The organism is Tumebacillus flagellatus (assembly GCF_000714935.1).
GTDB lineage: Bacteria > Bacillota > Bacilli > Tumebacillales > Tumebacillaceae > Tumebacillus > Tumebacillus flagellatus.
In genome coordinates this window covers 1-11,824 of record NZ_JMIR01000042.1, presented here as the reverse complement: position 1 = coordinate 11,824, position 11,824 = coordinate 1, and the positions used below count along the sequence as shown (strand labels likewise).

Sequence of the window (11,824 nt, the reverse complement as noted above, 5' to 3'; positions counted from 1 at the left end):
TGAGTCTGGTCTAAATTACCACGACTTGAATTTGCCTGAATATATTGAGAGGATTCGCTGAACATGCTACCCTTTATCTAGATGAATCAAAGCCGAATCCATAGATTCAACCTATGGTACGGGGGACGCAACACTTATGGGGTGAATGTGCAAGACCCGGCATGCCCGCAACGCAGGGAGCCGGCACTTGACTAGGGAACCTCTTCCCGAACCCGTCAACTAACCTCGGAGGCATTTAGGAGGGCAAATCATTGAACAAGTACTGGAGACACGTGATCACCGCCACGGCCTTGGCGGCCGGAATTTCGTCGTTGTGGGGAACGGCGGCACAGGCAGCCCCGGAGTACGGTGTGAATGTTCAGGTGAACGACCAATTGGTCAACTTCCCGGACGCGCAGCCGTTTCTCGACGACAACGACCGCATTCAGGTACCGCTTCGATTCGTCTCGGAGTCGATGGGCTACGAGGTGTCTTGGAAAGCGGTCGGCGATGAAGTCAAAGTCAGCATCGTCAAAGGCTCTCAGACCGTCAGCGTCCAAACCGGCACGGCGATCGGTGTGGTCAACGGTCAGCCGGTGGGCATGGATACGACCTCGGAATTGATCGGCGATCGTACCTATGTGCCGCTGCGCTTTGTCACGGAGTCGCTGGGCGGCGCGGTGAATTGGGACGGACAAACGAGTTCCGCCCTCTTGTCCACAGACGGCAAGAGCTACGCACCGGTGGCCCAACCACTTCAAGCTTTGGCAGGACCTGCACTTGGCACGAAGATCGTAGAAAGCGCCAAGCAATACATGGGCGTCCCGTACGTTTGGGGCGGCACCACGCCGAAGGGATTTGATTGCTCCGGCTTGGTCGGCTACGTCTTCAACCAAAACCATGTCACAGTACCCCGCACGTCGCGTCAAATGTACCAAAGCGGAGCGCCGGTTTCCAAAGCGAACCTGCAACCGGGAGACCTCGTGTTCTTCAACACCTCCGGCTCCGGCGTCTCGCACGTCGGCATCTCGCTTGGCGGCTCGCAGTTCATCTCGGCGACCTCTTCTTCCGGCGTCAAGATCGACTCGCTCAGTTCCGGCTATTGGGGCGCGCGCTACCTCGGCGCAAAACGCGTACTGTAAGGACAACGTTCGAAAAAAGAGCATTCGGGTGCATTCCCGAGTGCTCTTTTTTTGTGCTCAAATGAGAGCTTGTGATTGACACTTTCTAGATGATATCGTAATATGTCTATAAAATAACAGACGTTTGGAGGTTTCGTCTATGTATGATCGTGGGTATCGTTATGAAGACGAGCAGTATTTCTGCATGTTTTGCGAGGCGTCGTCTGAACAGGGCGTGATCTACCCGGAAGACGGGGTGCTGTACGATGCACAGAAAGCGATGAAGCGCCACATCGAGCGGGAGCACGGATCCGTGCTGACCGCCCTTCTTGGACTAGGCAAAAAGGAAACGGGCCTCACCGAGACGCAGCGCACGTTGCTCGAATATTTCGCGGCAGGGTACAGCGATGCGGAAATTGCGAGCAAGACGGGCTCCAGTTTGTCCACCGTGCGCAACCATCGGTTTGCGCTGCGGGAGAAGGAGCGGCAAGCCCGCGTGTTTCTCGCGATCATGGGGCAGCTCGATTCCCTCGCGCCGCCACGCACCCGGGAGGCGGCGAACCGGGAGGCGCGCGTTCCGAGCGAGTTCCCCGCGAAGGGGAAAAAGCGCCAAGAAGCGCTGGAGGAAGCGATCAAACGATTTCAGCCGGGGCGCTTTTACACAGAGGCGGAAGTCAATGAGTTGCTTGGCGAGTTGTACACCGATCATGTGCTGGTGCGTCGGCTGTTGATTGAGCAAGGCGGGTTGGAGCGCGAGGCGGACGGCCGCGCGTATTGGAGGAAAGGGGAGACGGAGATGGACAAGAAAGCGCAAATGAAATGGGAGTACAAAAACACCCGCCGCCCGGTCGGGGTCTACCAAGTGAAATGCTTGGCAAACGGCAAGGTATACGTGGGCAGCTCTCCGAATGTGGACGGGATGATCAACCGCATCAAGTTCGAGTTGAAGACCAAAATGAACCGCCTGCCGAAGCTGCAGGCGGATTACGACAAGTACGGCGCGGATCAGTTCGTGTTTGAAGTGTTGGAACTGGTCAAACCGGAATCCGAAGGGCCGCAGGACACCGTGGCGGAAGGCGAGCAAGCGAAGTTGCTGGAAGCGAAGTGGTTGGAGAAGTTGCAGCCTTATGGAGAGAACGGGTACAACGAGTTGGAAGAAGAGATGTAGGGAAAAGCCTTGCTGCCGCGAAGACAGCAGGGCTTTTTTTCTTACATGGTGGTAGTGTGCCAAGGAATTTCAGGTTGAATCGATCCGGCGGGGCACACACTAACGGCAGATGTGTTTTTTTGGAGGAGGTGCCCTCATGCAAGAGCAACAATCAGAGCCGCAAGATATCGCACAGCCGAGATCGGCGGGGATGTTGGGCGAGAATTTGGTGCCGGACATCTTGAATTTGACTTTGCCGATCGTCAACGTGCACCTGATCGGCATGCCGGGAACGAAGGATTGGGTATTGATCGACGCGGGGATGCCGGGGTCGAGGGATCGAATCGTCGAAGCGGCACAGGAGCGGTTCGGGACGGATGCGCCGCCGAAAGCGATACTGCTGACACACGGCCATTTCGACCATGTCGGAGCTTTTCCCGAGGTGTTCGAAACATGGGATGTGCCCGTCTACGCCCATCCCCTCGAGTTGCCGTACTTGACCGGGCAAGAAGACTACCCGCCTCCGGACCCGACGGTGGGCGGCGGCATGGTGGCGGGGATTTCGTTTCTGTTCCCGCATGGCGCGATTGATCTGGGAAACCGCGTGCAAGCGTTGCCCGAGGACGGCAGCGTACCGTTTCTGGACGGCTGGGAGTGGATTCACACGCCGGGTCATACCAAGGGGCACGTCTCGTTTTTCCGCGAAGAGGACCGGACGGTGCTGGCGGGAGATGCGTTTATCACCGTGAAGCAGGAGTCTCTGCTTTCGGTGTTGTCTCAGGAGCCGACACTGCACGGGCCGCCGTGGTACTTCACGCCGGATTGGGACGCGGCCAAGGAGTCGGTGCGCCGTCTCGCGGAGTTGAAGCCTGCCGTTGCGTACACGGGGCACGGGTGGCCGATGTCCGGTGAGGTGTTGGCGCAAGGATTGGAGCTGTTGGCGCGCGAATTTGATACGGTGGGCAAACCGGCCAGCGGCCGCTACGTCCATTAAATAAGAGCGTGCACGCGGAAAAAGGCGTGCAGGCTCTTTTTTGGGTATCAGGCGTTCGGTTTGTTCAGGGATTGGTAGAGCCTATAGAGGGCCGCGGCGAGTTCGGCGCGCGTGGCGGTGTCATTGGGGTGGAAGCGGTTGTCGTCTTCGCCGCGCATGATGCCGAGATCGACGATGCGTTGCACGTACGGAGTGTACCAAGCGTTCGAATCGATGTCGGCAAACTGCTGGCTTACCGGAACCGAGACGACCGGCGGCGTCGGCGTCGTTCCCGTGCCTGTGGAAGGCTGACCCGTCGTCGTGCCGCCGGTTGAACCGCCGGTTGGCGGATTCAGCGCGCTTTGCGTCTTCATCAGATCTTGGTACAGCGCGATGACCTTCGCGCCGTACGTCGGATCTGTCGCCCAGCGGCCGGAGAGATCTTCCCAATTCGGAGCGACGCCCCGCGTGACCAACGTAAAGCGCGGGTCGAGCTGCACGGTGTTCGCCGGCAGCGGCAGGGAGGTGGCGTACGCGTACAAATGCTGAATTTGCGCCTCAATCCCGGCTTGCGGTGTCGAAAAGTACGACCCCCGGTTCGTTCCGCCGGTCGCCCCGATTCCCGCGAAGTTGTTCTGCTCCGGCAGCACGAGATTGCCGTACCGCCAAGTATTCGTCTCCAAAATCGATTGGCAAAACGCGATGTCCCCGCGCACGCCGTATTTGCGCCCGATGGTGATATACCATGAGGAATAGTCGGGCGCATCGGGATTGATTTGGTGCAGATAGTTGCGCAGTTGAAACATCGTCGCAACCGGCTGCCCCAAGATCGGTGTGGGCATGGCCATTCACCTCTCTGGCTTCAGATTTGCTTTAGGGTATGCAGGCAAGTGCCGCGGACAGCCCAATTTCTTGCCCATCGGGACAGGAGCCTTTCCCGCAAATCGTCCTTCTGCATTCTATAGGAGTGTCAAGACGACAACCAAACTTTCTCAAAAGGAGTGTTCTTCATGGACGGCGTATTCGGTTACTTCACTCGTTGGGCAGTAGTATTCTTGATCATCTTCGTTCTGTTCTTCCTGCTGGTTCCCAACTGCTACCCGGTGCAAACCACGACCACCCAATGCTACTAATTGTAGCGTAGAAAAAGAGCCCCCTTTACAGCGGGGCTCTTTTTTTTGTTCTTTTTTGGAAAAGTCCCAGAAATGACGATGACATTCATTCTCAACGGAAAATCGCGGATTTTCTCCGTTTTTTATAGCCATACGCGGTTTCTCGTGATACTATAAACCAAGACATGAATGAAACAAGGGAGGGACGGAATCCAGATGCAGACACAGCAACATCACCACGGTCTGGGGCATCACCATCATCATCACCACGGTCACGCGCAGACATCCTCCAACTCGGAGCGTTTGATCCGCTACGGGATGATGCTCACGTTTGTGGTGTTTCTGATCAAGATCATCGGCGGTTACTGGACAGGATCTCTGGCTTTGGTGTCGGACGGTTGGCATCTCGCGGGGGATTTGTTGACGCTGGCACTCTCGTGGTGGGGCGTGAAGCAGTCCCTGAAACCGCCGAGCAAGCGGCAATCGTTTGGGAGATACCGTGCGGAAATTCTCAGCGCGTTCACGGCAAACTTGATCTTGGTCGGCGTCGGCGGCTACATCATCATCGAAGCGATGAAGAGCCTTTCGCACCCTGAGCCGGTCTCAAGTTCTTGGATGTTTTGGTTGACGCTCGCGGGCTTGGTGATCTACACCGCCCTGACCTATATGCTCAGCAAGGAAAAAGACAACATGAACGCCAAGTCCGCTTGGCTGCACTTCCTCGGCGACGCGCTTTCGTCGCTGGCGATCTTGATTGGCGCAGGCATCATCTACTTCACCGGCTGGTATTGGGTGGACCCGGTGCTCGGCGGTTTGGTCGGCCTCGTCATCGGCATCGGCGCCGCCAAGATGGCGTGGGAGGGCGCGCATATCCTCTTGCAGTTCGCGCCGGAGCAGATCGACCCGGAACTCGTGGAGAAGGCTCTGTTGCGCTTGCCGGACGTTTCCGACGTCACCGACTTGCACTTGTGGAGTTTGACGCCGACGCAGCACTTCATGAGTTGCCATCTCGCCGTCGACGTCACGACGATCGGTGAAGGGGAGACGATCATCCGCCACGTGCAGAAGGCGATGCTGGAGGAGTTCGGCATCCACCACGTCACGATCCAGTTGGAAACGTCGTCGTGCGCGACGTGCTTCCACACGGTGGTCGACATGAACTCGCATTGCCAAGACTGCACGCAGACGGAGAACACCTGTCAGATCATCCAGATCGAACCGAACTAAGCCAGAACTTTGGAAAAAACAGCAGAAAACGCAACCGGCAACCGGTTGCGTTTTTTTATTTTCTCTGAGGGGCTAGTACTCGAAGGTTCCGCCGTCGACCTTCTTCATGCCGTCCACAGCGGCGAGGTCGGCGCAGAGGCGGAACGCGGAGTCGTCCTTCTGCTTGGCTTCGACCATGATGTCGAAGTCTTGGTTGTCGATCTCGCGCACGAGGTTGAGGAAGGGCAGCAGATCGTCGATGTCGATGTAGTCGGCGTGATGGGTGAGGGCTTCCAAGCTCTTCGGCGACGAGACGTGGATTTTCGGCACCAAGCCGGTGGCGTCCCACGTCGCGAACACGCGCGGCACCAAGTCGCGCAGCTCTTCTTCGCCGGGGTTGCAGCGGTGGTGGTGGATGTCGAGCACCATCGGGATGTTCAGTTTTTCACAGAGCTGTAGCGTTTCCCGCGCGGTGTAGGTCTTGTCGTCGTTCTCCAAGGTGAGGCGGCGTTTGACTTTATCAGGAACGCGGCTCCAGTTTTCCTCAAAGCGCTGGAGCGACTCCTGCTTGTCCTTGAAACTGCCGCCGACGTGCATGACGAGTTTGGCGCGCTCGTCGAGGCCCATCAGCTCAAACATTTTCACGTGTCGTTCGAGATCGAGGATGGAGTTGGCAACGACCTCGTCGCTTTTGGAATTGAGGATGGCGAAATGGTCGGGATGAAACGAGACGCGCATGTTGTGATCCTGCACGAACTTTCCGACTTCCTCAAACTCCGGGCCGAGCTTGCTCCAAAAGTTCCAGCCCTCCGTCAGTTCGTGGCCGATCAACGGGATGAGCTTGGAGGTGAAGCGATAGACGTGGATGTCGTGGGCGTGGGCGTGACGGAGGATGCGCAGGGTGTTTTGCAAATTTTTGGCCGCGATGCTGGTCAATTTGCGCAGGCCGGCCTCGCGGTCGATGATTTTGTTGAAGTTGGTTACGGTCATCGTCGAGGAGGGCGATGCGTTTTTGAGGTGCACAGACATCGCGACGAATCCGACACGGATTTTCATGAGCGTTCCTCCAAGCCATTGTGAAGATACGTTCCGTTTTTCCTCGTGGGAAAATCCTAAGATTATCCTTGCTCACAGGGCTTTAAATATACGGAGAAGCGCAGACCGGACGAGTTCGCCATACGTTGCAGCACGTGATCAAGGATGCGGAAACCTATTTCTGAAAGCGTTGAACGATGGAATGCAGCCATTCGTGTTCTGACCGCAGCATGAAGGCATGGTGCTCCATCGCCAAGTCCACCCCTTGACCGAAACCGTGCTTGGGAGCGCGTTCGAGAATTTCCAATCGCTGTTTCACTTGTTCCAAACGCTGTTGCAAAAGCTCTGCCACCTGCTCGCGCGGCAGGTGGTCGAGGAACATCAGGCCGATATCGCCGCGGAATTGATATGATTCGGCTGTAGACAGGCTCTCTTGCAACAAGCGGTGGAATTCCTCCACCCCGCGTTTCGTGATCGTGTACACTTTGCGCGGCGGGCGGTTGCCTTCCTGCTCCGTGCGGACGGTGATCATTTCGTTTTTGGCGAGGCGTTCGAGCAGCGAATAGGCAGTCGCTTTTTTCATATCGGTTACACGACTCAGGTTGCGCTCGATAAACTCGTTGATTTGATATCCGTGCAGGCTCTCGTGCATGAGAATGCCCAATAACAGCAACACGCGTTCGTCCATGCAGAGACCCTCCTTTCCAAGTAACGGTTAGCCTTAATTATAGTCATGCTTGACTAGATGGGCAAGCAGGACTATAATCACGATAGATTAGTCGAGCGTGACTAATTGAAACTAACTAATCGGAGGTAGACCATGTTTTTAGCGTTGCGCGAATTGAAACATTCGAAGATGCGGTATGTCCTGATTGGCGGCATTATGATGCTTATTGCTTGGCTGGTCTTCTTGCTGTCGGGGTTGGCGAACGGATTAGCCACCGATAACGGATCTTCACTTAAGAATATGAAAGCGGACGCGATCGTCTTTCAATCGGAAGTGAAACTGTATCTGCACCGTTCTTTGCTGCCGATGTCCAAGTTGGACGAGGTCAAAGGCGTTCAAGGAGTCACAAATGCAGCACCGCTTGGGATGCTGACCGTCACGACGAAGGATTCCGACGGCACTGAGTCGATTGACGCGACGATGCTGGCGATCCAACCGGAATCCTTTCTGGCACCAAAGGTGATCGAAGGGCAAGCGCTTGCTGCAAACAGCGGCCAGGAAGCGGTGGTGGACAAGACGTTCAAACGCCACGGCGTCAAACTTGGCGACGAGCTGAAGATTCAATCGTCCGATCAGACAGTCAAAGTCATCGGATTTACGACCGGTCAGACGTACAATCACTTGCCGGTGATCTTCACCAACATCCCGTTCTGGCAAAAAATTCGCTTTGCCGCACCGGGTTCCGACTCCGGGATTCAAAACCCGATCAGCGCCATCGCGGTGCAGTCTCAACAAGACGGAATCACCGACATGCTGAACCAAAAACTCTCCGGCGTGGAAACGGTGACGCGGGATGTCGCGCTGCAAAACCTTCCGGGGTACAAAGAAGAGATGGGCACCATCACGATGATGCTGGCGTTTCTGTTTGTTATCGCCGCGTTTGTGCTCGCGGTGTTCTTCTATGTGTTGACGCTGCAAAAGTCCAACCAATTCGGGGTGTTAAAAGCACTGGGAGCCAGCACGTCGTACTTGGCGAAAAATCTTCTCGGGCAAATCTTCTTGTTGTCGTTGGTCAGCATTGTCGTTGGAGCGGGACTTACGTATCTGGTCGCCGCGGTGATGCCTGGCGAAGTGCCTTTTGCTCTCGACAATGGGGTAGTCGTTGTGTACAGCGTGATCTTGTTGATCGTGTCGATGCTCGGCGCGATGATTTCCTTGCGCCGAATTGCGAAAATTGACGCTTTGCAAGCGATTGGGAAGGTGGAATAAACATGAGCAAACTGGTTTTGGAAGGAGTCGGTAAGCGATACGGCGAGGGCGTCAACACCGTCTATGCGTTGCAAGATGTGTCGATGCGCGTGGAGGCGGGAGAGTTCGTGGCGGTTGTGGGACCGTCCGGTTCCGGCAAAAGCACGTTGCTCGCGATTGCGGGAGCGCTGTTGCAACAGTCGTCAGGCAACGTTTTGATCAACGGCGTCGACATTTCGAGTTTTTCGCCCGCGAAATTGGCACAGGTGCGCTTGCATCAGATCGGGTTTATTTTGCAGTCCTCCAATCTGGTGCCGTATCTGAAAACGATCGACCAACTGCTGTTGGTGGCTGAACTGAGCGGCACCCGCAACCGGGAAACGGCGGTGCGTGCGGAAAAATTGCTGACGGAACTCGGGTTGGCACACCGCCGCGACCACTATCCGGAGCATCTGTCCGGAGGAGAGCGTCAGCGCGTCGCGATTGCGCGTGCTCTGATGAACGATCCAGATGTGATCTTGGCGGACGAACCGACCGCGAGCCTCGATACCACGAGGGGGAAAGAGGTGGTGGAGATGCTGGTTCGCGAAGCGAAAAGCCGGGGCAAAGCGGCCGTCATGGTCACGCACGATGAGCGAATGTTGCACTTGTGCGACCGTGTCTTGCGGATGACAGACGGAAAATTGCAAGAGGTGAACCCGTAAGCGGCATACGTGTCGAACGAACTCGAAACGCATGGTTTGTAAAATTTGCAAGTATTTTCATTACGAAAGCCGCCCATGTCGGGCGGCTTTTTGTTCGAATTAATACACACAAGGCGCCACGTCGGGATCGTGGTTGGCGAGCACCGCGAGGCAGTCGGGGCGCCGGGAGAAGTCGCGCACCCATTGGAGGGAGTCCCGCGCCTGTTTCTCATCCACGACGACGCCTGGCAAGATCATCTCGTTCCACGAACGGGTGGAATACCCGACATCGGTGGCGAGCAAGACGTAGCCGCCTTCCACTTTCACCAGCACAGAGAGCTGTCCGCGCGAGTGGCCGGGGGTGAACACGAGGTGGAGCAAGCCGTCTCCGAACAGGTCGAGCCCTTTTTGGTACGGGCCGAAGGGGATGTTCTGCGGCTCGAACGTGTCGATTTTCACTCCGTTCCACATCTTCTTGTTGTACCCGAACTCCCGGTTGGCGGCGACCCACTCCGCTTGGGTGGTCAAGATGTTTTTCGCCTGCCGCACCAGCGGCAACCCGCTGACGTGGTCGGCGTGCAAGTGCGTGAGAATCACAAAGTCGAGGTCGCGGGGCGTTAGTCCCAACGCCTCCAACTGTTCATGTACGGCCGAACCCTCCGGAAGCGTTCCGCGAAACGCCAACGAGTTGGGGAATCCGATATGTTTTTTCATGTTGTCGCGCATCTCGACGTGCCATCCGGTGTCGATCAACACTCTGCCTTGCGGATGTTCGATCAGGTACGCCGACACCGGAGTTGTCACTCGTTTGGACTTCGAGCGAAACAGCCCGGTGTGCGGGGCGGGGTGCCAGGTCTTCTCCCGATACGGAAGGGCGCGGTCCATGTTCACATCCCCGCAATGCATCACGCGCAACTTGCAACAATCTGCCATCCTTGGATCACCTATCCTGTAAGTAATTACCAAGTGCTTTCGACGCCGAGCCCGAAACTCCTCCTTGCATGTGAAACTAGGAACAATCTGTCAAGTTGCGAGTAAACTGGTACTGTGTGCAGATCTTCACAAGCATGCTTCCACGCACACTTGAGAGACTAAAACCTACGTCATAAAGTCTAAAAGGAGTGATCGTGATGGCGAAAACCGTCATTTTGGGTGCCGGTTACGGCGGCATGGCCACCGCTGTTGCGCTGGAGAAATCCCATCAACCCTTCACGATAATCAATAAACACGAGTACCACTACTTCACCACCCTGTTGCACGAACCGGCAGGGGGCCGCAACCAATTTGAGAACTACTCCGTTCCTTTGCGCGACGTGCTGCACCGTGCCGAGTCGGAAATTCTCGTCGCGTCAGTCAACGCGCTGCGCCCGCAGGAGAACAAAGTCGTTACCGACAGCGGCGAGGTGGACTACGAGTACTTGGTCATCGCGCTTGGCAACGCGCCGGAGTACTTCGGCATCCCCGGCATGCAGGACAACGCGCTTGTGCTGCGCTCGCTGGACACGGCGCGCCAAGTGCACGAGCACATCGAGAACACGTTCAAGTCCTGGCAAGAAGACCATGACGACACGAGACTTCGCATCCTCGTCGGCGGCGCGGGTCTGACCGGCATCGAGTTGTGCGGCGAACTGGCGGAGTGGATGCCGGAATTGGCCGCCGACTACAACTTGCCGCTGGAAAAAATCGAACTGATCAACTTGGAAGCCGCGCCGTCGATCCTCCCAATGCTCGACGAAGGCTTGCGCGAAGAAGCCCGGCGCGTGCTGGAGAGCAAGGGCGTGCAATTGCGCACCGGCACGGCGATCACGAAAGTAAACCCGAACCAAGTCGAACTGAAAACCGGCGAAACGATCGATGCCAAGACGATCATCTGGACGGGCGGCGTTCGCGCCAACCCGCTGATCAAGGAAGCGGGCTTTGAAGTCGACCCGAAGGGACGCGCCAAAGTCAACGAATTCTGCCAGTCGGTCGACTATGAGAACGTGTTCGTCATCGGCGACTCGGCATGGTTTACGGGCGAAGACGGCAAGCCGTTGCCGCCGACCGGGCAAGCGGCGGAGCAGATGGGGAGTTTGGTGGCGGACAACTTGATCGCGTTGCAAAACGGCGGCAGCATGCAGGCGTTTCACTTTAACAACCGCGGCACGTTGGCGTCGCTCGGTGCAGAAGTCGGCGTAGGGAGCGTCAAGGGCATTCCGGCCAAGGGCGTGTCGGCTGCCTTACTGAAAGAAGCCACCAAAGTGAAGTATCTCTGGCACCTCGGCGGCTTGCGGATGCTTTCCGAGAAACGCGGGCAATTCAAGCGCAAAGGCTGATTCGAATTTCAACCAACGAGCCTGTCACCCGAACTGGGCGGCGGGCTTTTTTTATTGCCGTGAAGATACTTGTCCGTTACGGGTTTCTCGCAACTTGCGTAGAGTATAAGAGCTAGAAAAAGGCAGGTGATAACCATGGCAAAAAGCAAAACGATTCGAGTCAAGAAACGGGTTCGCCGCGGAAAGGAGACGCTTAACATCGTGATCAACGTCAAAGTCAATCCTTCCAACGTAACGGTATCCAACCGCACGGATGACTCGCTTGGCAACGGCGGCTCCGGCGGCGGCGGCGGGATCAACGGCGGAGGCGGTGGCGGCGGGGGTGTCAACAACCGCCG

The 11,824-nt window shown here is 56.6% G+C and carries 12 protein-coding genes, 1 pseudogene and 1 riboswitch; of the genes and pseudogenes, 9 read left to right on the top strand and 4 right to left on the bottom strand.

Features of this window, described 5'->3' with window-relative positions:
* Window positions 1–80 precede the first annotated feature (80 nt).
* Window positions 81–249, top strand: a riboswitch (cyclic di-AMP (ydaO/yuaA leader).
* A gap of 2 nt (window positions 250–251) precedes the next feature.
* The 3 genes from EL26_RS26045 (at window position 252) to EL26_RS20720 (ending at window position 3,241) form a co-directional block, all read left to right on the top strand.
* Window positions 252–1,121, top strand: coding sequence for a C40 family peptidase (locus tag EL26_RS26045; protein ID WP_052036645.1), 870 nt, complete (start codon window positions 252–254; stop codon window positions 1,119–1,121).
* Window positions 1,122–1,260: 139 nt separating this feature from the next.
* Window positions 1,261–2,268: a DUF2087 domain-containing protein gene (locus tag EL26_RS20725; protein ID WP_052036644.1), complete on the top strand. Its 1,008-nt coding sequence runs from the start codon at window positions 1,261–1,263 to the stop codon at window positions 2,266–2,268.
* A 136-nt stretch (window positions 2,269–2,404) separates the two neighbouring features.
* Window positions 2,405–3,241, top strand: a complete 837-nt coding sequence (locus tag EL26_RS20720; protein ID WP_038093749.1) for an MBL fold metallo-hydrolase — start codon at window positions 2,405–2,407, stop codon at window positions 3,239–3,241.
* 47 nt (window positions 3,242–3,288) lie between these two features.
* Here the strand turns inward: EL26_RS20720 and EL26_RS24185 are convergent, their stop codons facing one another.
* Entirely contained in the window at window positions 3,289–4,062 is a 774-nt protein-coding gene (locus EL26_RS24185; protein WP_052036643.1) for an S-layer homology domain-containing protein, read from the bottom strand.
* A gap of 168 nt (window positions 4,063–4,230) precedes the next feature.
* On the opposite strand from EL26_RS24185, the gene EL26_RS26535 reads away from it, so the two are divergent.
* Together EL26_RS26535 and EL26_RS20710 are read left to right on the top strand one after the other, a co-directional pair.
* The gene (locus tag EL26_RS26535) at window positions 4,231–4,353 is read left to right on the top strand and encodes a hypothetical protein (protein ID WP_274518905.1); all 123 of its coding nucleotides are present in this window, start codon (window positions 4,231–4,233) and stop codon (window positions 4,351–4,353) included.
* Between the two features lie 195 nt (window positions 4,354–4,548).
* Window positions 4,549–5,559 carry a cation diffusion facilitator family transporter gene (locus EL26_RS20710; RefSeq protein WP_038093745.1) on the top strand — a complete coding sequence of 337 codons (1,011 nt, stop codon included), beginning with the start codon at window positions 4,549–4,551 and terminating at the stop codon, window positions 5,557–5,559.
* Window positions 5,560–5,631: 72 nt separating this feature from the next.
* On the opposite strand, the gene uvsE is transcribed toward EL26_RS20710, so the two are convergent.
* Both uvsE and EL26_RS20700 read right to left on the bottom strand, forming a co-directional pair.
* Window positions 5,632–6,594, bottom strand: a complete 963-nt coding sequence (uvsE, locus tag EL26_RS20705) for a UV DNA damage repair endonuclease UvsE (protein ID WP_038093742.1) — start codon at window positions 6,592–6,594, stop codon at window positions 5,632–5,634.
* Window positions 6,595–6,748: 154 nt separating this feature from the next.
* Window positions 6,749–7,261 carry a PadR family transcriptional regulator gene (locus tag EL26_RS20700; protein WP_038093739.1) on the bottom strand — a complete coding sequence of 171 codons (513 nt, stop codon included), beginning with the start codon at window positions 7,259–7,261 and terminating at the stop codon, window positions 6,749–6,751.
* Between the two features lie 132 nt (window positions 7,262–7,393).
* On the opposite strand from EL26_RS20700, the gene EL26_RS20695 reads away from it, so the two are divergent.
* Together EL26_RS20695 and EL26_RS20690 are read left to right on the top strand one after the other, a co-directional pair.
* Window positions 7,394–8,509 carry an ABC transporter permease gene (locus EL26_RS20695; protein ID WP_038093736.1) on the top strand — a complete coding sequence of 372 codons (1,116 nt, stop codon included), beginning with the start codon at window positions 7,394–7,396 and terminating at the stop codon, window positions 8,507–8,509.
* Window positions 8,506–9,192, top strand: a complete 687-nt coding sequence (locus tag EL26_RS20690; RefSeq protein ID WP_038093732.1) for an ABC transporter ATP-binding protein — start codon at window positions 8,506–8,508, stop codon at window positions 9,190–9,192. The genes EL26_RS20695 and EL26_RS20690 overlap by 4 nt, the downstream gene beginning before the upstream one ends.
* Window positions 9,193–9,291: 99 nt before the next feature.
* Here EL26_RS20690 and EL26_RS20685 read toward each other — a convergent pair whose 3' ends face one another.
* Window positions 9,292–10,104, bottom strand: a complete 813-nt coding sequence (locus tag EL26_RS20685) for an N-acyl homoserine lactonase family protein (RefSeq protein ID WP_038093729.1) — start codon at window positions 10,102–10,104, stop codon at window positions 9,292–9,294.
* 197 nt (window positions 10,105–10,301) lie between these two features.
* Here EL26_RS20685 and EL26_RS20680 point away from each other — a divergent pair, with 197 nt between their 5' ends.
* Together EL26_RS20680 and EL26_RS20675 are read left to right on the top strand one after the other, a co-directional pair.
* Complete coding sequence (locus EL26_RS20680; protein ID WP_038093726.1) at window positions 10,302–11,486, top strand: NAD(P)/FAD-dependent oxidoreductase; 1,185 nt, start codon at window positions 10,302–10,304, stop codon at window positions 11,484–11,486.
* 135 nt (window positions 11,487–11,621) lie between these two features.
* Window positions 11,622–11,824 (top strand): annotated as a pseudogene (locus EL26_RS20675) (hypothetical protein); the annotation flags it as partial.